A 25,725-nucleotide genomic window follows, 5' to 3' on the forward strand; every position below is an offset into this window, starting at 1 on the left:
ACAATGATTGATTATTCCGTCAATTATATTTTAATCCTTTCATGGGATAAATCATGAAATTGAAGACGAGCAGTTCATTCACTGGGAGGGGTATGCAGTATTTATCATCTATATCGAATAAAAACCTCCATCCACAATAATGGATGGAGGTTTACGGTTATATATGAAATCTTCTGCCCAGCTGTGTGAGAACTGCCTGCTGAGCAAATATCATCATGATTATTATGACCGATACTGCATATGCTGCGGCAAGCGCGCTCGGCCATATGACAGTGGTGACTCCCGCCGCGTATAGAGCCGCAGGAAGAAAACCGAGGATGAGCATCATGATCATGAAGCTGAAGTAGCTGCTCCATTTGATGCGTCTGAAAAAAACAATCGACGTTATCATGACCATCCCTGAAATGATCAGGAACGGAACGACATAATTCACCGACCATGAGAGGAACTCTGCCCCCGATTGTGAATCTATCAGCAGAAGCAGGATTGTCAGGCTCATTACCTGCATGACAATCTTACTTCCGAGATGAGACTTTGATAAAATCGTATGATTGAAGGAAACGAGCATATACATCACCGCACCCGCCACGTGGAAAATCCATAAAAATTGAGGCATGATTACAATATTGATCAGCAGACAGATTAAAACGGCTGTGATGCCTGCAAGCATAGTTATTCTCGGCGTCCGTCTCCTGGAGAATTTCCTGTCCGCATATGATGGATACCTTTCTTCTCCAGTTCCATCACTTAAACCTTCCATGCTTCCAAGGCATAACGGACATGCAGCATGGCTGGTCCAGATCCTGCATTCTTCACATTGTTTCATCATGTTTCCCCCACTCGTTTGAATAGACTTCTATGTCTATATCAACATGCTTCATCAGTTCGTTAAAAAAGTTTTTGATAATATCCGTTTCAGAGATGGATAGTGAAAATGTCACCGTCATCGTGTTGTTTGCCGTAGCAATTCCACATCCAACCGGACTTTTTACTGTTGTATAAAAAGCCAGTTCCACCCGTTCAATATGTCTGCTCATGGATGGCGGCAATGACACATTTCCCATATTGGTCATTGTCAATGCCTTTGTTCTCTCACCGATATAGTTAAATCCATAGCGCATCGCCGGATATTTCAGAAATACCGGAATTGTCCGTGTCATGAAGCTGTTTTGGAGATAGACATGCTGGTTGATGCCCTTTTGAAGTGATGTTCTCCCTGTGCGTTTCGCCAATTCCTCATTTACAACCTTTAAAATATCTTCAAAGGAAGTCGTTTTGTCTATAGTTGCTCCGATATTCGCAACTGAGAAGAAATTCCGTAATGTTTTCGACGGAAACTGTCTTCTAAGGTTTACCGGAACCGCAATTGTAACTTTCTTCGGTCTGCTGGATTTCAACAGTGCTTCTCTGCCTATAACCTGAATCATAATGGCTGAGAGGAATCCTGTCAACGTTGTCCCAAGGCTTTTGGCATATTTGTTAACAACTGACGCATCCATTATACCATGAATCATGTTCATTCCTTCAGTCCTAAGCGGAGTTCCTGTTATCTGGTAAGACGGTTTATCCTCTTTTCTGAAGACATTCCTGTCCACATTGTCAGCATACTGACTAAAGCTATCTTCGGTCTCCAATGAATCCGGTTCATCCTCAGGCATCAGGATGAGACCATCATCCATGACATTCCTTTTCCTGTACTGTAGATATTGATACACGAGCGTTTTCAGAAATTCAGTCGCTCCCGTGCCATCTGTCAGTGAATGAAATACTTCCACTGAAATCTTTCTTCCAAAATACAAAACCCGCAGCAGATATCCTCTGCTCTCCGCCGGTTTGATGGGCGCACACGGATAGTCTCTCTCCTTTTGAACAAGAAGCGCTTCATCATTCTTCTCCATATAATCCCAGAACAAACCTTTTCGAACTCTTACAGTCAGTGTAGGAAAACGGGGACTGATCACATCCAGTGCCTCCTGAAGTATTTCAGGATCCACTTCCTCTCTCATCACCATGGACACACGGAACACATAGGAATTATCCGTATTCGATACAGCGTGGAATACCTTACCCGTATTATCAATCCTGTACCAGCTGTCCATCCCATCCCTCCCCATTTCTGTATATGTCCTATTATACATGCCCATCCATTATTCTAAAATCATTAAAAAACACTCATGCATTGCATGAGCGAACAAGTATACTGTTAACGTCTTTTTAGAATTTCTTTGACCGTCTGGACTATGTCCTTTGTCTCTTGCTTATTATCCGTATTTTTCCTCTCCTTTACAGCAATTAATTCCCTAGTGTTCAACCAGGTTTTAAAGCGGGCAAAATAAAAGACGATCAGCGTTGAACTACATCTGATCGTCTTAAAATATTGAAATACTTTATATTGAATCAATTTTATAGTTAATTTAAATACCACCGGCCGGGATCGAACCGGCACTCCCGCAATGGGAACTGGATTTTGAGTCCAGCGCGTCTGCCAATTCCGCCACGGTGGCAAGACATTATCAAGCAATTGAAAATGGAGCGGAAGATAGGATTTGAACCTATGTCTTGCTTCAGGAAGAAGCATATTCTGAGCACTAAACTACTTCCGCTTGTCATTAGTTAAAATGGAGGCGCCAACCGGATTTGAACCGGTGATAGAGGATTTGCAGTCCTCGGCCTTACCCCTTGGCTATGGCGCCTTCTACTGGGCTAGAAGGATTCGAACCTTCGCATGACGAGACCAAAACCCGTTGCCTTACCGCTTGGCTATAGCCCAAAAAGGGGCGGATGATGGGAATCGAACCCACGAATGCCGGAGCCACAATCCGGTGCGTTAACCACTTCGCCACAACCGCCATATGGCAGGGGTAGTAGGAATCGAACCCACACCAAAGGTTTTGGAGACCTCTATTCTACCATTGAACTATACCCCTATATAAATGGAGGGGGGCAGATTCGAACTGCCGAACCCGAAGGAGCGGATTTACAGTCCGCCGCGTTTAGCCACTTCGCTACCCCTCCATCAGCTAAATGGTGCCGGCCAGAGGACTTGAACCCCCAACCTACTGATTACAAGTCAGTTGCTCTACCAATTGAGCTAGGCCGGCTTAATTTAAAAATGGTGGTTCAGGACGGAATCGAACCGCCGACACTGTGAGCTTCAATCACATGCTCTACCGACTGAGCTACTGAACCACTGCATATTGTATTTTAAAATGGCGGTCCCGACGGGAATCGAACCCGCGATCTCCTGCGTGACAGGCAGGCATGTTAACCGCTACACCACGGGACCTATTGAAAATTGCGGGAGGTGGATTCGAACCACCGACCTCCGGGTTATGAGCCCGACGAGCTTCCAGACTGCTCCATCCCGCGATAATGATAATAATAAAAATGGCGGAGGAAGAGGGATTCGAACCCCCGCGAGCCGTTAAGCCCCTGTCGGTTTTCAAGACCGGTCCCTTCAGCCAGACTTGGGTATTCCTCCGTATGATATCAATTGTACCAAAAACATGGTGGACCTTGCAGGACTCGAACCTGCGACCCAACGGTTATGAGCCGTTTGCTCTGACCAACTGAGCTAAAGGTCCAATATGGCGGCGGAGGGGATCGAACCCCCGACCTCACGGGTATGAACCGTACGCTCTAGCCAGCTGAGCTACACCGCCATGATTAACATAAAATTTAAATGAATGGTGGAGACTAGCGGGATCGAACCGCTGACCTCCTGCGTGCAAAGCAGGCGCTCTCCCAGCTGAGCTAAGCCCCCATACATATGATAAATGGTGAAGCGATGCGGGTGAAGGGAGTCGAACCCCCACGCCCGAAGGCGCTAGATCCTAAGTCTAGTGCGTCTGCCAGTTCCGCCACACCCGCTGACTTCTTAAAGAGTCGGGAAGACAGGATTCGAACCTGCGACCCCTTGGTCCCAAACCAAGTGCTCTACCAAGCTGAGCTACTTCCCGTAATTAAACTAAAAGCGCGCCCGAGAGGAGTCGAACCCCTAACCTCTTGATCCGTAGTCAAACGCTCTATCCAATTGAGCTACGGGCGCATGTTATAAAAGGTTTTAAATCTGGTGCCGAGGACCGGAATCGAACCGGTACGGTAATTACTTACCGCAGGATTTTAAGTCCTGTGCGTCTGCCAGTTCCGCCACCCCGGCTTAATAATGGAGCGGAAGACGGGATTCGAACCCGCGACCCCCACCTTGGCAAGGTGATGTTCTACCACTGAACTACTTCCGCCTATTATAAACCTAAATGGTGCGGGTGAAGGGAGTCGAACCCCCACGCCCGAAGGCGCTAGATCCTAAATCTAGTGCGTCTGCCAGTTCCGCCACACCCGCTTGGGTTATGAGCCATAGAGGATTCGAACCTCTGACCCTCTGATTAAAAGTCAGATGCTCTACCGACTGAGCTAATGGCTCATATTAGTAAAAATGGTGCCGGCCAGAGGACTTGAACCCCCAACCTACTGATTACAAGTCAGTTGCTCTACCAATTGAGCTAGGCCGGCTATTATTAATGGTGGAGAATGACGGGTTCGAACCGCCGACCCTCTGCTTGTAAGGCAGATGCTCTCCCAGCTGAGCTAATTCTCCTGTAGGAAGATGTAGATATCAAATTAATGCAACACTGCCCGGCAGCGTCCTACTCTTGCGGGACGTCAGTCCAACTACCATCGGCGCTGGAGAGCTTAACTGCTGTGTTCGGCATGGGAACAGGTGTGGCCTCTCCGCCATCGCCGCCGGACAATGTCATATGCGAATGTGTCAGATCCAGTGTCACTGCATAAACATCTGCAGTGCCCCGTTTCATGTCACATTCAAAACCGGATAGAAGCAATAGATTGCGCATAAACCGAAACACGGTTTCTTCATCATTCTTGAATAAGTCATCGATCGATTAGTATTCGTCCGCTGAATGTGTTGCCACACGTACACGCCGAACCTATCCACCTCATCATCTCTGAGGGATCTGATGGGGAAATCTCATCTTGAGGGGGGCTTCATGCTTAGATGCTTTCAGCACTTATCCCGTCCATACATAGCTACCCAGCAATGCCGTTGGCACGACAACTGGTACACCAGGGGTATGTCCATCCCGGTCCTCTCGTACTAAGGACAGCGCCTCTCAAATTTCCTGCGCCCACGACGGATAGGGACCGAACTGTCTCACGACGTTCTGAACCCAGCTCGCGTACCGCTTTAATGGGCGAACAGCCCAACCCTTGGGACCGACTACAGCCCCAGGATGCGATGAGCCGACATCGAGGTGCCAAACCTCCCCGTCGATGTGAACTCTTGGGGGAGATAAGCCTGTTATCCCCGGGGTAGCTTTTATCCGTTGAGCGATGGCCCTTCCATGCGGAACCACCGGATCACTAAGTCCGTCTTTCGACCCTGCTCGACCTGTATGTCTCGCAGTCAAGCTCCCTTATACCTTTACACTCTGGGAATGATTTCCAACCATTCTGAGGGAACCTTTGAGCGCCTCCGTTACTCTTTGGGAGGCGACCGCCCCAGTCAAACTGTCCACCTGACACTGTCTCCCGCCCGGATCACGGGCGCGGGTTAGAATCCCAACCACACCAGGGTGGTATCCCACCACTGCCTCCGTGTAGACTGGCGTCCACACTTCCTCGGCTCCCACCTATCCTGTACAGGTGAGGTCAAGATTCAATATCAGGTTACAGTAAAGCTCCACGGGGTCTTTCCGTCCTGTCGCGGGTAACCTGCATCTTCACAGGTACTATGATTTCACCGAGCCTCTCGTTGAGACAGTGCCCAAATCGTTGCGCCTTTCGTGCGGGTCAGAACTTACCTGACAAGGAATTTCGCTACCTTAGGACCGTTATAGTTACGGCCGCCGTTTACTGGGGCTTCGATTCGCACCTTCGCTTACGCTGAGCGCTCCTCTTAACCTTCCAGCACCGGGCAGGCGTCAGCCCCTATACGTCACCTTTCGGTTTGGCAGAGACCTGTGTTTTTGGTAAACAGTCGCTTGGGCCTATTCACTGCGGCTCATATCTCTATGAGCACCCCTTCTCCCGAAGTTACGGGGTCATTTTGCCGAGTTCCTTAACGAGAGTTCGCTCGCTCACCTTAGAATTCTCTTCCCAACTACCTGTGTCGGTTTACGGTACGGGCGGTGGCTGTCCTTGCCAGCGGCTTTTCTCGGCAGTGTGAAATCAATGGCTTCGCCTACTCTTTTCGGCTCCCCGTCACAGCCCATGGTTACACAGGGCGGATTTGCCTGCCCTGACCACTCACTGCTTGGACGTGCCCTTCCGGTCGCACGCTCCATCTATCCTACTGCGTCACCACATCACTCAAACGGACATCACCGGTACAGGAATTTCGACCTGTTGCCCATCGCCTACGCATCTCTGCCTCGGCTTAGGTCCCGACTAACCCAGAGCGGACGAGCCTTCCTCTGGAAACCTTAGTCATTCGGTGGACGGGATTCCCACCCGTCTTTCGCTACTCACACCGGCATTCTCACTTCCAATCGCTCCACATGTCCTCACGGTCATGCTTCCCCGCCATTGGAACGCTCTCCTACCATTAATACTTCGTATTAATCCACAGTTTCGGTAATATGTTTAGCCCCGGTACATTTTCGGCGCAGCGTCACTTGACTAGTGAGCTATTACGCACTCTTTAAATGATGGCTGCTTCTAAGCCAACATACTAGTTGTCTGTGCAACGCCACATCCTTTTCCACTCAACATATATTTGGGGACCTTAACTGGTGGTCTGGGCTGTTTCCCTCTCGACAATGGACCTTATCACCCACTGTCTGACTCCCATGAAGCACATCGATGGCATTCGGAGTTTGTCTGAATTCGGTAACCCGGGATGGGCCCCTCGTCCAAACAGTGCTCTACCTCCACGATGCTCTCATGAGGCTATACCTAAATATATTTCGGAGAGAACCAGCTATCTCCAGGTTCGATTGGAATTTCTCCGCTACCCACACCTCATCCGGTCACTTTTCAACGTAAGTCGGTTCGGCCCTCCATCCAGTGTTACCTGGACTTCAGCCTGGACATGGGTAGATCACCTGGTTTCGGGTCTGCAACCCCATACTCTGTCGCCCGCTTCAGACTCGCTTTCGCTGCGGCTCCGCATTCGCTGCTTAACCTTGCATGAGATCACAACTCGCCGGTTCATTCTACAAAAGGCACGCCATCACCCATTAACGGGCTCTGACTACTTGTAGGCACACGGTTTCAGGTTCTCTTTCACTCCCCTTCCGGGGTGCTTTTCACCTTTCCCTCACGGTACTGGTTCGCTATCGGTCACTAAGGAGTATTTAGCCTTGGGAGATGGGCCTCCCGGATTCCGACGGAATTCCTCGTGTTCCGCCGTACTCAGGATCCACCGTGCCAGACAATGCCCTTCGCCTACGGGACTGTTACCCCCTACGGCCGGCCTTTCCAGGCCGTTCGGCTCCGCATTGTCTCGCGTCTCGGTGTCCTACAACCCCAGCCGAAGCTGGTTTGGGCTCTTCCCGTTTCGCTCGCCGCTACTCAGGGAATCGATTTTTCTTTCTCTTCCTCCGGGTACTGAGATGTTTCAGTTCCCCGGGTCTACCGCCGCGCCAGCTATTGATTCACTGGCCGGCAACACATAATCATGTGCTGGGTTCCCCCATTCGGAAATCTCCGGTTCAACGCTTACTTACAGCTCCCCGAAGCATATCGGTGTTGGTTCCGTCCTTCATCGGCTCTTAGTGCCAAGGCATCCACCGTGCGCCCTTCATTACTTAATCGCAATGAATTTGTGAGTGTGCCGCCCGAAAGCGGCACAACGCGTGTTTGTGTGAACTCTTTTTAATTTCAGTTCTCGGTTTTCTACGCTTTGATTTTCGGTTAAAAATCATTTATTGCTTCTCTATCCGGTTTTCAATGTACATGATACTGAATACAATATGTCAACCATTCCGTTCCGTAATTATCCTTAGAAAGGAGGTGATCCAGCCGCACCTTCCGATACGGCTACCTTGTTACGACTTCACCCCAATCATCGGTCCCACCTTCGACGGCTGCCTCCCGTAAGGGTTGGCCCACCGGCTTCAGGTGTTACTGACTTTCGTGGTGTGACGGGCGGTGTGTACAAGACCCGGGAACGTATTCACCGTGGCATTCTGATCCACGATTACTAGCGATTCCAGCTTCATGGAGTCGAGTTGCAGACTCCAATCCGAACTGAGAACAGTTTTATGGGATTCGCTCAACCTCGCGGTCTCGCTGCCCTTTGTTCCTGTCCATTGTAGCACGTGTGTAGCCCAAATCATAAGGGGCATGATGATTTGACGTCATCCCCACCTTCCTCCGGTTTGTCACCGGCAGTCTCACTAGAGTGCCCAACTCAATGCTGGCAACTAGTCATAAGGGTTGCGCTCGTTGCGGGACTTAACCCAACATCTCACGACACGAGCTGACGACAACCATGCACCACCTGTCACTCTGCCCCGAAGGGAAGCCCTGTCTCCAGGGCGGTCAGAGGATGTCAAGATTTGGTAAGGTTCTTCGCGTTGCTTCGAATTAAACCACATGCTCCACCGCTTGTGCGGGTCCCCGTCAATTCCTTTGAGTTTCAGCCTTGCGGCCGTACTCCCCAGGCGGAGTGCTTAATGCGTTTGCTGCAGCACTAAGGGGCGGAAACCCCCTAACACTTAGCACTCATCGTTTACGGCGTGGACTACCAGGGTATCTAATCCTGTTTGATCCCCACGCTTTCGCACATCAGCGTCAGTTACAGACCAGAGAGCCGCCTTCGCCACTGGTGTTCCTCCATATCTCTGCGCATTTCACCGCTACACATGGAATTCCACTCTCCTCTTCTGCACTCAAGTCTCCCAGTTTCCAATGACCCTCCCCGGTTGAGCCGGGGGCTTTCACATCAGACTTAACAGACCGCCTACGCGCGCTTTACGCCCAATAATTCCGGATAACGCTTGCCACCTACGTATTACCGCGGCTGCTGGCACGTAGTTAGCCGTGGCTTTCTGGTTGAGTACCGTCACACAGGTAGCAGTTACTCTACCTGTCGTTCTTCCTCAACAACAGAGTTTTACGAGCCGAAACCCTTCTTCACTCACGCGGCGTTGCTCCGTCAGACTTGCGTCCATTGCGGAAGATTCCCTACTGCTGCCTCCCGTAGGAGTCTGGGCCGTGTCTCAGTCCCAGTGTGGCCGATCACCCTCTCAGGTCGGCTACGCATCGTCGCCTTGGTGGGCCGTTACCCCACCAACCAGCTAATGCGCCGCAGGCCCATCCATCAGCGACAGCCGAAACCGTCTTTCAACTCTCCACCCCGCGGTGGAAAGGATTATCCGGTATTAGCCACGGTTTCCCGCAGTTATCCCCGGCTGATGGGCAGGTTGCCTACGTGTTACTCACCCGTCCGCCACTCGATCCGAGGGAGCCAAGCTCCCTCTTCTCGCGTTCGACTTGCATGTATTAGGCACGCCGCCAGCGTTCATCCTGAGCCAGGATCAAACTCTCCATAATTGGAAAGCCCATCTCGAGCTCCTGCCGTGCCGTCTCCGGCACCGCACTGCGTTTATATTGTCCGCCTCAATCTGTGACACACTGTGTGTGTCGCTTTCTCGGAATTAACGTTGACATATTGTCATTCAGTTTTCAATGTTCTCTTTTGTGTCACTCGTTTTTTCTCACTCTTAGTATGTTACATCAGCTGCAAGTTTTATTCAAGCGTAATTTTTACACTTTCGAAAAACTATTTGCTGTATGAAATACTGTCTTGTTGCTGAGTTAAAAAATTTACGCCGCTCAAATCAGCGACAAGATATATCATAACAAGTGTGCATTTTAATGTCAACAACTTTGCTGAAGAATTTTAAAATCTTTTTTTGCGGCTGCTTTGTTCATCAAATGCTAAATATTAGGTTATCATAATGGCTCATAATTGTATATAATGAATTTCAGAGGTGAAAGTATGAAAAAGAAAGGCAATAAGATCCAACGGATTCGCGGCTATGCTCTGGCACTTGTGTTCATAGGCATGGGTATAATGTACCTGGGAGTATTCTTCAGGGAGTCGCCGATCATTTTCAGCATCTTCCTTATAGTAGGACTGCTTCCGATAATGCTCAGTTTCATCATATACTTCTGGGTCGGGATGATCAGCACCCGGACAGTCACCGTCCAGTGCCCCAATTGCGAAAAGCACACGAAGATACTCGGTCATGTCGACTTCTGCCAGCATTGTAAAGAACCCCTTACCATCGACAAGGAACTTGAAGGCCAGGATTTCTCGCTGGATTATAATGTAGAACATAGGAGAAACCAGGCAATCGATGAAATCAATAAAGAAACCGGTCAAAATGACCGGTCTCAGGACAAATAGGAAAAGCGGCCGCATGGCCGCTTTTCCTATTTTCTGTATGAATCTGTTTTTGCATTCTAAATCTCTTCCCTGCATTCCGGACAGAGCCCGTATATCTCGAGTCTGTGGTGACTCACATCATATTCTGTCACAGAACCGGCAAGCTGTTCCACTTCTTCGAGACCCGGATAATGGAAGTCTGTAATCTTGCCGCAATTGCTGCAGATGATATGGTAATGCGTATCTGTTATGAAATCGAACCTGCTGGATGAATCCCCGTAGGTGAGTTCCTTTACCAGCCCGGTATCCTTGAAGAGTTTCAGGTTATTATATATTGTAGCTACACTCATATTAGGATATTCACTGGACAACGCCTTGAATATATCATCAGCAGTCGGATGTTCTTCAGTTTCTATCATATACTTGAGCACTGCTTTTCTCTGTGGTGTAATCCTGACACCAGTCTTTCTGAGTGCATCAATCGAATCAGTGAACTGTTCATTGGCATCCATCATCTTCATATTGATACCTTCTTTCCTATATCAGACTACTGTAATATATTTATTGTACTTTGTCATTAAATTGTTTGTCAAATCAGATTTTCAGTAGCCGCGGGCATTATCGATGATATTCTTCATGGAGTTGAAATCATCAGCCCGTCTCAGATTATATATGAAGATATCGAATGCACGTGTCAAATATTCCGGCGTTTTGGATGATGCATGCGGTGTTATTGTCAGATTATCATATTCGTAGAATTTGTGATCGGACGGCAGCGGTTCCTGATTGAACACATCCAGGATCATGTGTCTGATATATCCTTCTGATAGAACGGCATTCACGGTATCATCTGTCATGATATCCCCGCGTCCGATATTGACGAATATAGCCGTGTCTTTCATTTTCCTGAATGTTTCTTCATTGAGCATGCCCCGGGTGGATCCGGTACTCGGTAGTATGTTGATCACTATATCCGCTTCGCCGATATGTGCATGCAGTTCGTCAACAGGGAGGGTCTGATCAAAATTTTCAACTTCCCCGCCCTTCGTATTGTAGCCTGTCGTTTCTGTGCCGAATGCCTTCAATACTCCAGCCAGGTGCGAACCGATGCTTCCTGTGCCGAGGATATGGACAGTTTTGCCGTATATTTCCTCGGTCACCGCCTGTTTCCTCCAATACGCCCGCTCCTGCTCAAGATTCAATTGATGGATACCCTTGTAGAAATTGAGCAGGAGTCCTATCGTGTATTCCGTCATCTGTATCTTATGGATGCCTTTGGCATTCGTGATGTGTATGCCCTCCATCTCTGACAGGGGCATATCATCCAGGCCGGCACTCATCACCATCACCCACTGCAGATTTTTGAAAGCCTGCATATCTTCTGCTTTCATGTCAGAGCCGTAAGTGACGAATATATCCGCCCATTCCCGGTCACTGTCTGTCACGTCACGTGATTTCACAAAACGGAATTCATATCCGCCGAATTCATTTTCAAGCTGATCCAGCATATCTTCCCTTAGTCTTGTTGTAGAGAGGATGTTCTTCATCAACCTACACCTCTTGCAAAAATTCTTTGAGGGAGTCCATATGCTCTTTCGCTTTTACATTGTCATACCGCTTCAGGATGTTGCTGTTTTCATCCACGACAAAAGTGGTCCGGACAATCCCCTTCGATTCCTTGCCGAACACTTTCTTCATCCTGTATACATCAAGACTCTCGGCGAGTTTGAAGTCATCATCCACCAGGAGGTCGAAGTTCAGACCCTGCTTCTCGATAAAATTCTGATGTTTCTTCTTGGAATCGCCGCTTACCCCGTAGACCGTTACTCCAAGGTCGTTGAGTAAATCCATATTGTCCCTGAGATCGCATGCCTGGGTGGTGCATCCGGGTGTGTTGTCTTTAGGGTAGAAGTAGATGACCGTCTTTCCTTTCAGGTCTTCATTGGAGACTGTCACCCCGTCCTGGTTTTCAAGTGCAAATTCCGGAAATTTATCCATCTGTAATCCTCCTATATAGTTTTATATATACTGATGATAACGGACTTCTGCATAACTCACAACACAATGAACCTCGCTTAATAATGGAAGGTATGTGTGATAGAATAACTAATATAAAAAATTGCAGTTAAAAGGATGAAAACGAATGTTCAGTCATGAAAAATCAAAAGCACTCAAAGATGAAGCGAACAAAGTCATACTGGGCGGTGTCAACTCCCCTTCCCGATCATATAAGGCAGTCGGGGACGGGGCACCGGTCGTGATGGAACGCGCAGAAGGCGCATACTTCTATGATGTGGACGGTAACAGATACATAGATTATCTGGCTGCCTACGGTCCGATCATTACAGGCCACGGCCACCCCCGTATCCATGAGGCCATTGCCGAGCAGAGCAGCAAAGGCATCCTGTACGGCACACCGACGACCCTCGAAATAGATTTCGCCAAAAAGATCCAAAAAGCAATTCCTTCACTGGAACGCGTAAGGTTCGTAAACTCCGGGACCGAGGCCGTAATGACCACTATCAGAGTGGCCCGTGCCTATACCGGCCGCAACAAGATCATCAAGTTCGAAGGCTGCTACCACGGCCACTCTGATCTCGTCCTGGTTGCTGCAGGAAGCGGCCCTTCCCAGCTCGGTACACCGGATTCCGCCGGCGTCCCTCAAGGGGTGGCCGAAGATGTAATTACCGTGCCGTTCAATAATATAGAAGATTTCAGAACCGCAATCAGCCATTTCGGTGATGAAGTCGCCGCAGTGCTTGTTGAACCGATCGTCGGTAACTTCGGCATCGTCGAACCGTTCGACGGTTTTCTTGAAGAGGTGAACCAGACTGCACACGACAACGGTTCACTCGTCATCTATGATGAAGTGATCACCGCCTTCCGCTTCATGTACGGCGGTGCACAGAACTTCCTTAACGTGGAACCGGATCTGACTGCAATGGGTAAGATCATCGGCGGCGGAACACCTATAGGTGCCTATGGCGGACGACTGGATATAATGGAAAAGGCAGCCCCTCTCGGACCGGCCTACCAGGCGGGGACAATGTCAGGCAATCCGCTGAGCATGGCAGCCGGAATCGCATGTTTGGAAGTGCTTGAGAAGCCCGGAGTCTATGAAGAGCTTGAGCGTCTCGGAAAAATGCTTGAAGACGGACTCACAGAATTGATTGGAAAATACGGGATCCAAGCCTCCATCAACCGTCTTGTCGGCGCACTCACAATCTATTTTACAGACAGGACGGTCACCGACTACAGCATGGCTGAGGAAAGTGACGGGGAAGTGTTCTCAAAATTCTTCAACGGTCTCATTCAGAGAGGCATCAATATTGCACCATCCAAATACGAAGCCTGGTTCCTCACAACAGAGCATACTGAAGACGATATCAGAGAGACGCTTTCCATCGTCGAAGAAGTTTTCAAAAATGATTTATAGGAGATGGTGCCATGCGTTTTGGTGCTAGAGTTTTTAAAACCGGAATCACCGTTGTATTCACTCTCATGATCACCAAACTGCTGAATCTTGAGCCCACACTGATTGCAGCCATCGCCGCGGTCTTCGCCCTGCAGCCGAACGTGCACCGCTCGGCAAAACGGCTGTGGGAACAATTCCAGGGAAACACCCTCGGCGCTATATCGGCAATTTTGATGGTCCTCTTATTCGGCAATAACATCATCATCATCGGACTTACGGTCATACTGGTGCTTGCCGTCCTGCTGTTCTTTAATCTGCAGAGTGTCTCGACACTTGCAGTGGTGACGATGATCGCCATCATGGACGCCCCCCAGCTGATGGGTGAGACGACAACATTGGAGTTCCTGGAAGCGGCCGGCATCAGGTTTTCACTTGTGATGATCGGTGTATTCTGTTCACTCGTCGTCAATCTGGTCTTCATTCCGCCCAAGTACGAAACAAAAATGTATCACAACTGCTTTAATATCACGAGTGACATTTTCAAATGGATCAGACTTGAATTGAATGCGGTAAGTGAATACCAGGTGGTAAAGAAAGACATCGAATCACTCAGGACGAGAGTAGTGACTCTGGAGACCATGTACCTATGGTACCGGGAGGAAAAGAACTATTTCAGCAGAAGGTATTTCGCAGAGGCACGCCGCAAGATTTTATTCCAGCAGCTCATTTCCTCCACGAGAAGGGCATTTGAACTGCTCCGCAAGATAAACCGGTTCGAAAATGATTATAACCATCTTGATGAAGACTTCAAGTACAGGATCAAATATGAACTGGAACAGCTCATGGCCTACCATGAGCAGATATTCATGAAAATAACCGAGAAGATCAAACCCGAAGTCCCGGCTGACGCTTATGATGTCGATGACCAGTTCGAATTTTCCATGATGGACAACTTCGTCACGCTGTATAATGAAGCAGAAACTGACGAGGAAAGGGTTCAATACGAAAATATACTGGAAGTGATCTCGTCCATCCATGAGTATTCAAACTCACTCGACAGGCTCGACAGGCTGACATCCAGCTTCTTCAGGTTCCATGCCGATAACAACAAGATCAACATCCAGGATGAAACGCTCGATATATAAAAAACCAGGTATCCAAAAAGGATACCTGGTTTTTTAATGCTTCCATCCATTGTTTTCGGACACCCGGCCTTTGAATCTGCTGATATGCGGGTTCCCTTTTATGATGAAACGGTAGGGAAAGTCGACCGCTTCTTCCTTCGTTTCAATACCGATGCGTTTTGTCGCTTCAATGACCGCCGGTGTTTTCCCCTCTCTCAACGTCAATATTCCATTGTTCAGTTCCATACCATTATGAAGGTCCCTTTTTATGCCAAGTGCCTCAGTAAGTTTTCCCGGCCCGGCTGTAAGATCATTCCCCCTGCCACGGCGGCGGGCCATGGCATCCTTTCCGGTATTCGGTTCGATGCCGCGGATCAGCACCCCTTCCGGATGCTCCTTTTCGCGGGTCAGGAAATTCATGCAGTTGTGACCGTGCATACTGTAGACATACAAGTGGCCGAAACTGTTGAACATCTTCTCATTCTTCTTTGTCATCCTGCCGCCGAAAGTATGCGCGGCCCTGTCCTCCAAACCGAGGTAGGCCTCTGTTTCGGTGATGAAGCCACTGGTCACTTCGCCGTCGATTTCGGTAATGATTTCCTTTCCCAGAAGTGCTCTTGCCGCTTCCAGGGTACTATGCCTCAGGAATGAAATATCTGCTTGTCCGCTCATGAACTCATCCTTTAATCCTATTTATTATAAGTTTTGAATGCTGTAAAGATCATAGTATGCGCCCTGTCTGTTCATCAGCTCATGATGTGTGCCGGATTCTTCTATCTCCCCGTTGCTCATCACGAAAATCCGGTCTGCATGGGTAATTGTCGAAAGCCTGTGTGCCACTATGATAGTCGTCCTGTTATTTGACAATTCAAGGAGGGTTTCCTGTATGATGCTCTCACTCTCAAGGTCGAGTGCGCTCGTCGCTTCATCCAGTATGAGGATCGGCGGATTTTTCAGGAACACTCTGGCAATCGCAATACGCTGTTTCTGTCCGCCGGATAATTTGACACCGCGTTCGCCCACTTCTGTGCGGTATCCATCAGGCAGCCCCATTATGAATTCATGGGCATTCGCCCGTTTAGCAGCCTCGACAACCTCCTCCTCGGTCGCATCCGGTTTGGCAAGCATTATGTTTTCCAAAATTGAATCCGAAAATAGGATGTTGTCCTGCATCACGAGACCGATATTATTCCGGAGGGACTCTATCGTATAGTCTCTGATGTCTTTGCCATCCAGCATCACCCGTCCCTCTGTCACATCATAGAATCTCGGTATCAGAGTGACGAGGGTGGACTTTCCCCCGCCGCTCATGCCGACGAACGCGACTGTCTCCCCGCTGCCGACATTGAAATCAATATCCTTAAGCACACTCGTATCCTCGCCGTCATAGTCAAAACCTACGTTGCTGAACTCGATATTGCCGTCGGTACGGCCCAGTTCTTTTGCACCTTTACGGTCCTGGACGTCGTATTTCACATCATAGAGCTGGAACACCCTGTCCATGGAAGCAATACTCTGTGTGAGAGTCGTAGAGGAGGATACAAGTCTGCGGAGCGGACCGTACAGCCTATCGAGATAGGCGATGAATGCCGCCAGCGTACCCACCGTCAGATTCCCGTTTATCACCTGGTAGGCACCATATCCAACAACCAGCAGCGGACCGATGTCAGTGATCGTATTGACGACTGAGAAGCTTCGGGCAGTCCACTTTGCGTGATTTGTCGCTTTATCAAGGAAATTGGAATTCCTTTCATTGAAACGGCCTTCCTCATTCTTTTCGACAGCAAAGCTTTTGATGACGTTTATACCCTGGATCCTCTCATGCAGGAATCCCTGCACTTCTGCAAGCGCCTGGGACCTTTCCCGTGTCAGTCGTCTCAGCCTGCCGAAGAAATACCATACACCGAATATATAGAATGGGAAAATGACCATGGACACGACCGTCAGCTCCCCGTTCATGCTGAACATGATCACGAGGGCGATGATGATCGTCACGAGATCGAGCCAGACGTTCATCAGCCCTGTCATGATGAAATCCTTCGTCTGTTCCACATCATTGATGACACGCGAAATTATCTCCCCCACTTTACTGTTCGAATAAAATTTCGCGCTCAGCATCTGCAGGTGGCCGTACATTTTCTTCCTGATATCATACAGTATCTTATTGCTCGTCCACTGGGCAAGGTACTGTCTGAAATATTCGACCGGCGGCCGGATCACCACAAAGATGAAGGAAAAGATCAGAAGGACCCTGATCAGCATGTTCATCTGGTCTTCAACCGTCAGACCGTCAGCAAGAATAATGCTGTCAATTACGTATTTGATCAGCAGCGGCAGAAGAAGCGGAATCCCGAACTTCAGGATGCCGATGAGGATCGTCAGTACAATCAGCCACGTATACGGCTTTACAAATTGTAGATAACGTTTTATCAATTAAAAACTTCCTTTTCAAAAAAACAATCAACCGTCCCCAGTTGATTGGTCTTCAGTATGATTTGAAATCGTTGTTGAATCTCTGTTGCCACACTTTGACGAAATCGGGAGCGAAAGGCCCCTTCTTTCTTTCGATCCATTGCTGGAGTATATCCACATTGCGCCTCAGAATCTTGTCTATGTCATCCGGGTACTTCATGCGCTGCTTATGGACACGGTATTCGTCTTCATCGAGCAGATGATACTTGCCGTCAGGATACACTTTTATATCCAGATCGTAATCAATGTATTTCAATGCTTCTTCATCATAGACAAATGGCGAGGAAAGATTGCAATAGTAGTATACCCCGTCTTCACGGAACATGCAGATTACGTTGAACCAGTAGTCCACATGGAAATAGACAATCGCAGGTTCGCGGGTTACCCATGTGCGCCCGTCGCTTTCAGTGACCAGAGTACGGTTGTTGCCGCCGATGACAACATGATCCGTCCCTTTCAGTATGGTCGTCTCGGACCACACGCGGTGGATGCTCCCGTCATGTTTATAACTCTGGATTTTGACCCTGCTGCCTTCTTTGGGTATGGATTCGAAACCCATATTCCACACCACCTTTATAATAATACCTCTGTATTATATCATAGACGCATTTATATTCACATTTTTTGGTTCTACATTTCCAACTGCCTGTATATCTTCTGCATGGCTCTGCTCATGGGCAGCTTCTCCACCTCTGTCCTCGGCACGAAATCATCGTGTGTCCCTTTTGTATATAAAACATAGCCTTCCATATACCAGATCTGATGGGTGAACACATGCTTCACACTGCCTGTGTGGATATCCGGGTGATCAAGTGGCAATCCGAGCTCCTCTTCGATTGTTTCAAGCGAAGTATCGATATCATATTTGGGCAGTTCGTACATTCCGCCAAGCAGTGTGCCCTCCTGCTTTTTGAGTATGATCTCCTCCTTATCATTGAGTATGAAGTAGACATTGTAGTATACCTCCTTTTTGCTCTTCGCCCTCTTTTTCACCGGCACCCCGGACACCTGCCCCTCTTTGTATGCCTCGCAGTGTTCCTGTACAGGGCACATGATGCATTTCGGTGTTCTCGGTGTGCAGACCACTGCCCCGAGTTCCATCAGAGCCTGGTTGAAATCGCCCGCTTCAAGGGGCATGATTGCTTCAATATCCTGCTTGACAGATTTCTGGACGGAGGTTTTGGTCATATCCCTGTAGTCAAGGTTCAACCTTGCCATGACCCGGAGCACATTCCCATCCACGGCGGCGAGCAGATTGTTGAATGCAATGCTCTGCACGGCCCCCCCGATATACGGCCCGACGCCCTTGAGGCTGAAAAAGGCATCGGGATCGTCCGGTACCGTCGAATCATATGTATTCTGCACTTCCTTCACTGCGGCATGGAAATTGCGTATCCTGTTATAATAGCCAAGCCCTTCCCAGTCCTTCAACAGACTCCCCTCGTCCGCATCGGCCAGAGTATCAAGATCCGGATAATTGGTTATGAATTTTTCAAAATAGGGTATAACAGTAATAACCTGGGTCTGCTGCAGCATGACTTCACTGAGCCAGATGTAGTACGGATCGCTCGTCCGCCGCCATGGCAGGTCTCTTTTATTTGCCTGGTACCATGCCAGTAGGTTATTATTAAAATCTGAAATGTTCAGCATCGTAACATCTTCCTCTACATAAATATTTCTCAATTGAATGGGGAGTCTTAATATGGATACTCTAACACATACCCTGATGGGCGGAACAATAGTCGGCCTGGCCGCAATTGATCCTGCAATCGACCCATTATCCATCGGTTTCATCACCACTGTCGTGGGTGCCTCACTCGTCCCCGATGTGGACACAGTCATGAAGATGAAAAACAATGCAGTATACATTACACACCACCGCGGAATCACCCATTCCCTTCCCTTTACATTCTTCATCTGGCCGGTTCTGCTCACAGTCCTGTCTGTGCTGCTTTTCGACCTCCCGACATTGAACATGTACCTGTGGATACAGTTTGCAGTCTTTCTGCATGTTTTCGTCGACATATTCAATTCTTACGGCACACAGGCCCTCCGGCCGATAAATAATACCTGGATACAGCTTGGTGTCATCAATACCGTCGATATCCCCATCATCATAATGCATGTATTCTACTTCGTACTATGGTTCCTCGGCATGTCACCGGTCGCGCTCTTTTTCATACTGTACGGCGTCATGCTGGTCTACTACATTGCACGCGCGGGCATGCAGCGTTTCATCAACAGGAAAGTGGAACGGCAGCTCCCCGGGGAATATATAACGCGGGTCTTCTGCATGCCGACCATCCACTTTTTCGAATGGCGGCTCGTAGCCGTCACACAGAACGCATATTACGTTGGCAGGAGTTTTCGCGGAAACATCATCTTTTACGACCGTTTCAATAAGAGCGCACGGATCGATGAAGAACTGTTCGAAGCGGTGAAGGAAGACCTGAATTTCAAGGCCTTCACCTTCTTCTCCTCAATCTACCGCTATGAAGTGAAGGAACTTTCAGAGGACCTGGCTGAAATAAGATATGTCGACCTCAGATATCTGAAAGACGGCCATTACCCGTTCGTCTGTATCATGCAGATAGATAAGAATGATAAAAAGGTCATACACAGCTACACCGGCTGGGTCTTCTCGGAAAGCAAGCTTCAGCGCAAACTGATAAATAATTAAAACGACAGGATGTCAGGCATCCTGTCGTTTTTTACTGTACTGGTAGAGATTGAATTTCATCTTGCTGTAGAACCCGAGCATCCACAGGTATAGGAATGCAGTCTGTGAAAAGAACAGTATATCATGCGGAAGCCTGTCGATATTCCAGGCAAGCTGCACAGCGTTCGCCTGAAGTCCGTTCACTACATAGTAGAACGGATTCAGGCTGAGTATATTCTCAAGCACAGCAGGTATCGATTCGGGCAGATAGAGTACCGGCACAACCAGTACCAGCACTGTAAAGACCGCCACATTCACCTTTCCGAGGTTCGGAGTCTCTACTGTCAGGAACAGCAGGATGAAAGGTATGATCAATATGACACCAAGAACCGTGTAATACAGGAGGGAGAATATGTCGATCAGCCAGTCATCCACCACAAGTGCTGTGAATGCACTGTACAGAACAGTGAACATCACAAATATGAAAGTCTGGAAAATGACTGTAGGAAGCATTCTGAAATACAGCGGGACATAACTGACTTTGACCACTGAATCTTTATAGAATGTGGCGTTCCTGTTCAGGACCACCATACTGAAGAGCCACACAGCCCCCATCAGGCCGACAATCGTATACAGATAGCGTATGATCCCCTCCGGTCCCATGAATGTCATCGCCCCGAGCAGAAATACGAGCCCGATGGCATAAAACAGGAGGGGCGTGAGATTGTGCTTCGAAAAATATCCCGTCTGATCCAGGAACTGCCTCCACAAATATCTTACTTTGTAATTCATCTTTCCCCTCCTACTGGTCAATGTACAGCCATGTTTCATTTGATGCATCCAGTATCATGAAGCCCCCGTCCTGGAGCCTGAATATGACATCTTCGGAATTAAGTCCATATTCTTCACGGAGTCCATCGATATCGGAGGCGGGCATGGTCATTGAAAATACGTAGCCATTTCTGAAATGATAAGTAACAGGGAAACCGGAAACCGTTGCATGGCGCTCGTCGGATGATGACAGGCTGAAGTCGTCAGTCACTTTCTCCGCCTGTCTTCCCACATACCGTGTATAGAACTGATAGGACTCAAGGAATCTGTCACTCGTGTAAGGCAGGAGTGACTCAAAAGCAGCTTCAGGATAGAGGCTCGCCGGATTGAAATAGATCAGGCTGTTCTCACCGGTCTCATATTCCGAGCCTCCCACCATTACCGTATACCCGTCCTGGTAATCAGAATCCACTTCCACAAGGCTCATGTGGGAGAGCACCTGGCTGCCGAACTCCATATCATCTTCTGCAGTGATTGCATAATACGTACGCGCGCTCTCTTCCTCTTCCGGCACAGTCACTCTCTGATCCTGGTTGCTGTTCGCCTCGCCGGTAAACGTAATATCCATGAATATGACAAAGCTCGACATCAGCATCATGAACAGCAGTACAACAGACAGGATGATCTTCCGGATGTTCAATCCGTCGATGATGCCCGTCTGTTTACGGCTCAGCCGCTTCAGGGAATGTTTATATCTTGCATACTCCGAGACGTTCTGTTTCCATTCAAGGTCGAAAAGGGCCTCTTCATCCACGCTCTTCAGCTGACTTTTCTTACGCATATATTCATTATATGTATCCACGCCTTTTTTGACGCTGCCGTCATAGCGTATCTGCCCATAACTGAGCCATAGGAAATAGTTCGCCAGCATGCTGATCGGTTCAATATCGCTCTCAAGCAGGAGGAGGCCGCGCTCCGAACGCTCCAGATTATCCACGGTGTTCCTGAACATCTCTTTATCCCGGCCACTCAGATGACGGTACATATTACAATAGATGATGATATCCGCATCAGTGACTTTGGACATCTCAATAAGAATCAGCGCGATTTCTCTGCGTGGAAGATTCCTGACAGGCGTAGTCCATCTTTTTCTGAACAACGGCTGCTCTTTGAGTTCCTCCATCACTCTCAATGCCGCATCCGGCCGCATATATTCATCCAGAAGTTCCGAAACGAAAATATTCACAGGATGCCTGTGATGGACATGGTCCATGACATCCAGACTGAGTATGGAACTCCTGGTCTTCACTTTCCCTTTTGTCGCATCGAGTGTGCCACTGACAACCTCTTTCAAATAATAGAGAGTCTTATAGTCCGACAGAATGCCGAGCACTTCTCCCTTGTAAAGATGGAAAGTGACATCCTTCAACATCAGACCTTCAGCACGGCTGAGTATCCGGTCTTTGAATTTCACCGGTTCTTTGGCATAAGTCAGGTCGCGCGCCCTGAGCAGAATGATGTCGTGCATCGAATCAACCTTTCCTGCTTAACTGGAGCATGCTTACTGGAATACCTGTCTCTTTTTCATTTCCGCCGAGGTAGAAGCCCCAAGCGAAGACCCCTTTTATATATTCCACTTTAAAATAAAAATCCTCGTTGCTGACAATCTTATATATTTTCCCCGGTTCAATCTGGGACAGATCGATCAGATAGCTCTCTGCAATCAGCACCTGGCGTTCATACACCCGGTATTCATTTTCGATCCCCATCATTTCCGCCTTGCGCATCTTTTCCCGTTTATCGACAATGTACGCTTCTATCTCACGTCTTGTCATTGTGTTAAATGAACTCATCATCTATACCGCCTAACTTTTCCTGGATCATATCGTAATTATAACCTCTCCGCATCAGCGCCTGGACCAACTTCTGCCTGGCAGCATACGAGCCGTCCATTTTCATATGCTTATTGTAGTACTTTTCAAAGTCTTTCTCAAAATGGGAGGTCTCATCGAATTCGTCATCATCAAATGTGATCATGTCCATATGGTCTTTATTATACCCTTTTTGATAGAGCTTCTCATGCAATTTCATCCTGAACTGGCGATAGGCCCCCCTGTGCTTTTTCAATTCCCTGGCTTTTATCCGGTTCATGCGCTCGTTATCGATTTCCGAGTCGAATGCATCCGCCGTGCGCATGATGATATCCTGGTCGATCTGATGTTTCTTAAGTTCACGCACGAGTGAGCCGGGGCCTTTGTCACTGGTGTTCAGCATCGTATTCTTCAATGCTTCGGCATAGTGGCTGTCATTGAGATAGCCTTCGCCCTTAAGCCGGTGTATGGTCTCTGAAATGACATCAGGGCCGTAGTCTTCTGATAGATATTCACGCATTTCACTGATGGAACGCAGTTTATAGCTGATATGTTTTAGCGCATCTACATAAGCCCGGTCATACTGGATCGCCTGCATGATCCTTCCGTATTCCGCCTCGTCAAATTCGGCGCCCTTCATCAGACGGTAACGGACGAGTGATTCCTCATGGGCCTTGAAGGAATCACCATTGTCCATGACTATTTTGAACATGCCGCCCTTTTGTTCAACAACTTTTACAATCTGCATTCAACTCACCCTAATCAAAAAGATCATTCGCAAAGAATTCCCTGAGCGCCTTCGATCTGTCGCGTCTGTGCTTACGGTGTTCAGCCCTTTCCTCACCGGTTTCGTCCAGCCATTTCAGTCTGTCATTATCCGGTATGAGTGCCGGAACGCCGATCGGTTTTTTGTCGTCACTGAGTGCCACAAAAGTCAGGAAGCTGAAAGCTGCAAGACTCATCGCCCCGGACTCTTCCAGTTCCTCTTTTGAAATCTTGACCAATACTTCCATCGATGAGGTACCGGTATGGGTGACCATCGCCTCCAGAATGACAACATCCCCCAGATTGATCGGTTCCAGGAAATCCACCGAGTCGATGGATGCTGTCACCACTTTCGATCTCGAATGGCGCCTCGCTGCAATCGAAGCCACATCATCTATGTATTCCAACAGCCGTCCGCCGTAAAGTGTCTGATGATTGTTCGTATCAGGCGGAAGTACATTCGAAGTCTTTACTGTATATGACTCTGACATTTTCTTTTCCATGCTATCCCCTCCATGTTCAGCAATACTATAATAGCATATTTTGAGCATAAAAAAAGAAGGGATAGACGATATCCCTTCCTGAAAATCATCGGTGTGGATGATTTATATTTTACGCTCCAGCGCTTCCTCCGGAGTATCGACGACCAGCGCATCCTTGCCGGGGAGCGCTTTGGTCAGAAAGTACGACAACACTGCCGCAAATGCGAAAATGGCAAAGACAAATGCTGCAAGTACTAGAAACATCATTGCAAAACTCATAGGTATCCTCCTATTGGACTTTTCTTATTAACTCAATTTTATCATATTTTCAGCTTTTTGCATCAAGAATTTAAAACGCCCAATTGCCTTTGTCAAAGATTTTTTCTTCGTTTCCGTCTTCATCGACGCCGTATATATTGAGTTCTTCAGAACCGATCATGAAATCCACATGGCTGATGGAATCATTGAGTCCGGCTTCCTCAAGTTCCTCCCTCGACATCGACTTGCCGCCCTCTATGCAAAAAGCATACGCGCTGCCGAGTGCGATATGACACGAAGCATTCTCATCAAACAATGTGTTATAGAATAACTTACCAGTATTTGAGATCGGCGAATCATGCGGAACGAGTGCAACTTCACCAAGATACCTTGCCCCCTCATCGGTGTTCAGCAGGTTTTCGAGCACATCATAGCCTGTTCCCGCTTCAAAATCCACCACTTTCCCGTGCTTGAATGTAAGTTTGAAATCATCTATTATGTTGCCGCCGTAACTGAGCGGCAGCGTATTCGAAACATACCCGTTCACGCCTGTTCTTTTCGGGACACTGAAAACTTCCTCAGTTGGCATATTCGCCATGAAACGTTCGCCGTCTTCATTCACACTCGAAGCCCCCGCCCAGAGATGCCCTTCAGGCAGTTCCATTACAAAGTCTGTGCCCGGCGCCTCATATCGCAATGCTTTGTATTTCCTGCCGTTCAGATAATCCACTTTCTCATGCAGCGAGCGGTCAAGTTCTTCCCACGCTGCAACCGGGTCCTCAACATCCGCCCGTACAGTGTAGAGGATGAGGTCGAGCAAAGCACTGACAGCTTCTTCCTCGCTCTTATCCGGGTAGACAAGCTTCGCCCATTCGACGGAAGGATAACCTGCCACACACCAGCTATGGTAGTCGGACTGGATCCTGTTCGAAAAGTCCTTGAATGCGCGGCCCGAGGCAACCTGCATCGCCTGAAGCTTTTCGGGATCCACGCCTTTCAGCAGTTCCGGGGAAGATGAAGTAATGCTCAGGAAGCCCGCTTTTTCATCCGAATAGTACATCCTTTCATCAACGGTCCACTGATGGATGGTGCTCAACTCCTCCCTGGACTGATTCTCTGCATGCATGCGCGTCAGGGCATCATCGGTCATACTCACTTTAACTTCTTTCGCACCCTTTTCATATGCTTTTTTTGTTACAAGTCTGATTAGGGGCAGGGCATCCACGCCGGATCTTATAAAAACCCTTCCGTCCTTTTGTACATTCAAACCGGTCTCCACCAGCAGACCCGCATATTTTTCGAGTTTTTCCTCAAGCTGTTTCAATTGTGTTTCCCCCTTTTTATGAATTTCTGAGTTTGGAAAGTTCTTCGATGATGGCGGACTGTTCAATCGCCGAAATCGATGTCCTTCCGGTCACCATGCTGTGTATATCTTCAATTTCACCAAGGCTTTCGTCGTTGAAGTCCTCCGGCTTGAACATACCTTTGTTCACCACATTCAGTTTATCTTCAATATCATTGAGCATCGTACCTTTGTCCATATGTAAGCCCTCC

21 protein-coding genes, 24 tRNA genes and 3 rRNA genes are annotated in these 25,725 nt (G+C 48.3%); 4 read left to right on the forward strand and 44 right to left on the reverse strand.

All coding sequences use genetic code 11. From position 1 onward, the window contains the following. Window positions 1-157: 157 nt before the first annotated feature. The 29 genes from C792_RS0109640 to C792_RS0109785 all read right to left on the reverse strand — a co-directional run bounded on the left by C792_RS0109640 (window position 158) and on the right by C792_RS0109785 (window position 9,516). Window positions 158-826 carry a DUF6320 domain-containing protein gene (locus C792_RS0109640; protein ID WP_017549262.1) on the reverse strand — a complete coding sequence of 223 codons (669 nt, stop codon included), beginning with the start codon at window positions 824-826 and terminating at the stop codon, window positions 158-160. Next, entirely contained in the window at window positions 813-2,099 is a 1,287-nt protein-coding gene (locus tag C792_RS0109645) for a hypothetical protein (RefSeq protein WP_017549263.1), read from the reverse strand. Before C792_RS0109645 ends, C792_RS0109640 begins: the two co-directional genes overlap by 14 nt. Window positions 2,100-2,419: 320 nt before the next feature. Then, window positions 2,420-2,504, reverse strand: a tRNA-Leu gene (locus C792_RS0109655). A 24-nt stretch (window positions 2,505-2,528) separates the two neighbouring features. Further along, window positions 2,529-2,603 (reverse strand) — tRNA-OTHER (locus C792_RS0109660). Window positions 2,604-2,619: 16 nt separating this feature from the next. Further along, window positions 2,620-2,693: transfer RNA gene (locus C792_RS0109665), tRNA-Cys, on the reverse strand. A gap of 5 nt (window positions 2,694-2,698) precedes the next feature. Next, window positions 2,699-2,770 (reverse strand) — tRNA-Gln (locus tag C792_RS0109670). A gap of 6 nt (window positions 2,771-2,776) precedes the next feature. Next, window positions 2,777-2,849: transfer RNA gene (locus C792_RS0109675), tRNA-His, on the reverse strand. A gap of 4 nt (window positions 2,850-2,853) precedes the next feature. Next, a tRNA-Trp gene (locus C792_RS0109680) sits at window positions 2,854-2,927 on the reverse strand. Window positions 2,928-2,934: 7 nt separating this feature from the next. Then, window positions 2,935-3,015 (reverse strand) — tRNA-Tyr (locus C792_RS0109685). 10 nt (window positions 3,016-3,025) lie between these two features. Then, window positions 3,026-3,101 (reverse strand) — tRNA-Thr (locus C792_RS0109690). Window positions 3,102-3,113: 12 nt separating this feature from the next. After that, window positions 3,114-3,189, reverse strand: a tRNA-Phe gene (locus tag C792_RS0109695). Window positions 3,190-3,210: 21 nt separating this feature from the next. Beyond that, a tRNA-Asp gene (locus C792_RS0109700) sits at window positions 3,211-3,286 on the reverse strand. Window positions 3,287-3,295: 9 nt separating this feature from the next. Further along, window positions 3,296-3,369 (reverse strand) — tRNA-Met (locus tag C792_RS0109705). 19 nt (window positions 3,370-3,388) lie between these two features. After that, window positions 3,389-3,481 (reverse strand) — tRNA-Ser (locus C792_RS0109710). Between the two features lie 26 nt (window positions 3,482-3,507). After that, window positions 3,508-3,584, reverse strand: a tRNA-Ile gene (locus C792_RS0109715). 4 nt (window positions 3,585-3,588) lie between these two features. Continuing rightward, window positions 3,589-3,662, reverse strand: a tRNA-Met gene (locus C792_RS0109720). A gap of 25 nt (window positions 3,663-3,687) precedes the next feature. Further along, window positions 3,688-3,763: transfer RNA gene (locus tag C792_RS0109725), tRNA-Ala, on the reverse strand. Window positions 3,764-3,788: 25 nt separating this feature from the next. Then, a tRNA-Leu gene (locus C792_RS0109730) sits at window positions 3,789-3,870 on the reverse strand. Between the two features lie 15 nt (window positions 3,871-3,885). Continuing rightward, window positions 3,886-3,959 (reverse strand) — tRNA-Pro (locus C792_RS0109735). Between the two features lie 15 nt (window positions 3,960-3,974). Then, window positions 3,975-4,048 (reverse strand) — tRNA-Arg (locus C792_RS0109740). 22 nt (window positions 4,049-4,070) lie between these two features. Continuing rightward, window positions 4,071-4,159: transfer RNA gene (locus C792_RS0109745), tRNA-Leu, on the reverse strand. A 7-nt stretch (window positions 4,160-4,166) separates the two neighbouring features. Next, window positions 4,167-4,241, reverse strand: a tRNA-Gly gene (locus tag C792_RS0109750). Between the two features lie 16 nt (window positions 4,242-4,257). Continuing rightward, a tRNA-Leu gene (locus C792_RS0109755) sits at window positions 4,258-4,342 on the reverse strand. Between the two features lie 8 nt (window positions 4,343-4,350). Further along, a tRNA-Lys gene (locus C792_RS0109760) sits at window positions 4,351-4,423 on the reverse strand. A gap of 13 nt (window positions 4,424-4,436) precedes the next feature. Further along, window positions 4,437-4,512 (reverse strand) — tRNA-Thr (locus C792_RS0109765). Between the two features lie 9 nt (window positions 4,513-4,521). After that, window positions 4,522-4,597: transfer RNA gene (locus C792_RS0109770), tRNA-Val, on the reverse strand. A 36-nt stretch (window positions 4,598-4,633) separates the two neighbouring features. Continuing rightward, a 5S ribosomal RNA gene (gene rrf, locus C792_RS0109775) occupies window positions 4,634-4,748 on the reverse strand. A gap of 133 nt (window positions 4,749-4,881) precedes the next feature. Beyond that, window positions 4,882-7,772, reverse strand: a 23S ribosomal RNA gene (locus C792_RS0109780). A 192-nt stretch (window positions 7,773-7,964) separates the two neighbouring features. Next, a 16S ribosomal RNA gene (locus C792_RS0109785) occupies window positions 7,965-9,516 on the reverse strand. The 16S, 23S and 5S rRNA genes sit together here with 24 tRNA genes alongside, the layout of an rRNA operon. Before the next feature lie 448 nt (window positions 9,517-9,964). Between C792_RS0109785 and C792_RS0109790 the strand changes: the two genes are divergently transcribed. Continuing rightward, window positions 9,965-10,375, forward strand: coding sequence for a DUF2614 family zinc ribbon-containing protein (locus tag C792_RS0109790; RefSeq protein ID WP_017549264.1), 411 nt, complete (start codon window positions 9,965-9,967; stop codon window positions 10,373-10,375). Between the two features lie 56 nt (window positions 10,376-10,431). On the opposite strand, the gene C792_RS0109795 is transcribed toward C792_RS0109790, so the two are convergent. The 3 genes from C792_RS0109795 to bcp form a co-directional block, all read right to left on the reverse strand. After that, window positions 10,432-10,866 (reverse strand): Fur family transcriptional regulator, encoded by a 435-nt coding sequence (locus C792_RS0109795; RefSeq protein WP_026090314.1) that lies wholly within the window; start codon window positions 10,864-10,866, stop codon window positions 10,432-10,434. A 90-nt stretch (window positions 10,867-10,956) separates the two neighbouring features. Continuing rightward, window positions 10,957-11,901, reverse strand: coding sequence for a D-2-hydroxyacid dehydrogenase (locus tag C792_RS0109800; RefSeq protein WP_017549266.1), 945 nt, complete (start codon window positions 11,899-11,901; stop codon window positions 10,957-10,959). A 4-nt stretch (window positions 11,902-11,905) separates the two neighbouring features. Further along, on the reverse strand, window positions 11,906-12,352 hold the full coding sequence (gene bcp, locus C792_RS0109805) for a thioredoxin-dependent thiol peroxidase (protein WP_017549267.1): 447 nt from the start codon (window positions 12,350-12,352) through the stop codon (window positions 11,906-11,908). Window positions 12,353-12,497: 145 nt separating this feature from the next. On the opposite strand from bcp, the gene C792_RS0109810 reads away from it, so the two are divergent. Together C792_RS0109810 and C792_RS0109815 are read left to right on the forward strand one after the other, a co-directional pair. Further along, window positions 12,498-13,790 (forward strand): glutamate-1-semialdehyde 2,1-aminomutase, encoded by a 1,293-nt coding sequence (locus C792_RS0109810; protein WP_017549268.1) that lies wholly within the window; start codon window positions 12,498-12,500, stop codon window positions 13,788-13,790. An 11-nt stretch (window positions 13,791-13,801) separates the two neighbouring features. Continuing rightward, complete coding sequence (locus C792_RS0109815; RefSeq protein ID WP_017549269.1) at window positions 13,802-14,914, forward strand: FUSC family protein; 1,113 nt, start codon at window positions 13,802-13,804, stop codon at window positions 14,912-14,914. A 33-nt stretch (window positions 14,915-14,947) separates the two neighbouring features. Here the strand turns inward: C792_RS0109815 and C792_RS0109820 are convergent, their stop codons facing one another. The 4 genes from C792_RS0109820 to mutY all read right to left on the reverse strand — a co-directional run bounded on the left by C792_RS0109820 (window position 14,948) and on the right by mutY (window position 19,015). Next, window positions 14,948-15,565 carry a DNA-3-methyladenine glycosylase gene (locus C792_RS0109820; protein WP_017549270.1) on the reverse strand — a complete coding sequence of 206 codons (618 nt, stop codon included), beginning with the start codon at window positions 15,563-15,565 and terminating at the stop codon, window positions 14,948-14,950. Window positions 15,566-15,589: 24 nt separating this feature from the next. After that, on the reverse strand, window positions 15,590-17,326 hold the full coding sequence (locus tag C792_RS0109825; protein WP_017549271.1) for an ABC transporter ATP-binding protein: 1,737 nt from the start codon (window positions 17,324-17,326) through the stop codon (window positions 15,590-15,592). Between the two features lie 52 nt (window positions 17,327-17,378). Further along, window positions 17,379-17,924 (reverse strand): nucleoside tri-diphosphate phosphatase, encoded by a 546-nt coding sequence (gene ntdP, locus C792_RS0109830; RefSeq protein WP_017549272.1) that lies wholly within the window; start codon window positions 17,922-17,924, stop codon window positions 17,379-17,381. A gap of 71 nt (window positions 17,925-17,995) precedes the next feature. After that, entirely contained in the window at window positions 17,996-19,015 is a 1,020-nt protein-coding gene (gene mutY, locus C792_RS0109835) for an A/G-specific adenine glycosylase (protein ID WP_017549273.1), read from the reverse strand. 52 nt (window positions 19,016-19,067) lie between these two features. Here mutY and C792_RS0109840 point away from each other — a divergent pair, with 52 nt between their 5' ends. Then, window positions 19,068-20,045 carry a metal-dependent hydrolase gene (locus C792_RS0109840; RefSeq protein ID WP_017549274.1) on the forward strand — a complete coding sequence of 326 codons (978 nt, stop codon included), beginning with the start codon at window positions 19,068-19,070 and terminating at the stop codon, window positions 20,043-20,045. Window positions 20,046-20,057: 12 nt separating this feature from the next. On the opposite strand, the gene C792_RS0109845 is transcribed toward C792_RS0109840, so the two are convergent. The 8 genes from C792_RS0109845 to C792_RS0109880 all read right to left on the reverse strand — a co-directional run bounded on the left by C792_RS0109845 (window position 20,058) and on the right by C792_RS0109880 (window position 25,712). Further along, window positions 20,058-20,816: a hypothetical protein gene (locus tag C792_RS0109845; protein WP_017549275.1), complete on the reverse strand. Its 759-nt coding sequence runs from the start codon at window positions 20,814-20,816 to the stop codon at window positions 20,058-20,060. A gap of 10 nt (window positions 20,817-20,826) precedes the next feature. After that, window positions 20,827-22,323 carry a hypothetical protein gene (locus C792_RS0109850; protein ID WP_017549276.1) on the reverse strand — a complete coding sequence of 499 codons (1,497 nt, stop codon included), beginning with the start codon at window positions 22,321-22,323 and terminating at the stop codon, window positions 20,827-20,829. Window positions 22,324-22,327: 4 nt separating this feature from the next. Next, on the reverse strand, window positions 22,328-22,648 hold the full coding sequence (locus C792_RS0109855) for a YfhH family protein (RefSeq protein ID WP_017549277.1): 321 nt from the start codon (window positions 22,646-22,648) through the stop codon (window positions 22,328-22,330). Further along, the gene (locus tag C792_RS0109860) at window positions 22,635-23,414 is read right to left on the reverse strand and encodes a RecX family transcriptional regulator (protein ID WP_017549278.1); all 780 of its coding nucleotides are present in this window, start codon (window positions 23,412-23,414) and stop codon (window positions 22,635-22,637) included. The genes C792_RS0109855 and C792_RS0109860 overlap by 14 nt, the downstream gene beginning before the upstream one ends. 10 nt (window positions 23,415-23,424) lie before the next feature. Further along, entirely contained in the window at window positions 23,425-23,934 is a 510-nt protein-coding gene (locus C792_RS0109865; RefSeq protein WP_017549279.1) for an acyl-CoA thioesterase, read from the reverse strand. Window positions 23,935-24,036: 102 nt separating this feature from the next. Further along, window positions 24,037-24,192: a hypothetical protein gene (locus C792_RS14970; protein ID WP_017549280.1), complete on the reverse strand. Its 156-nt coding sequence runs from the start codon at window positions 24,190-24,192 to the stop codon at window positions 24,037-24,039. A 70-nt stretch (window positions 24,193-24,262) separates the two neighbouring features. After that, window positions 24,263-25,495 (reverse strand): aminopeptidase, encoded by a 1,233-nt coding sequence (locus tag C792_RS0109875; protein WP_017549281.1) that lies wholly within the window; start codon window positions 25,493-25,495, stop codon window positions 24,263-24,265. A gap of 16 nt (window positions 25,496-25,511) precedes the next feature. Then, window positions 25,512-25,712 (reverse strand): DUF1128 family protein, encoded by a 201-nt coding sequence (locus C792_RS0109880; RefSeq protein WP_017549282.1) that lies wholly within the window; start codon window positions 25,710-25,712, stop codon window positions 25,512-25,514. Window positions 25,713-25,725 lie beyond the last annotated feature (13 nt).

It is taken from the genome of Salinicoccus carnicancri Crm (assembly GCF_000330705.1).
Lineage (GTDB): Bacteria > Bacillota > Bacilli > Staphylococcales > Salinicoccaceae > Salinicoccus > Salinicoccus carnicancri.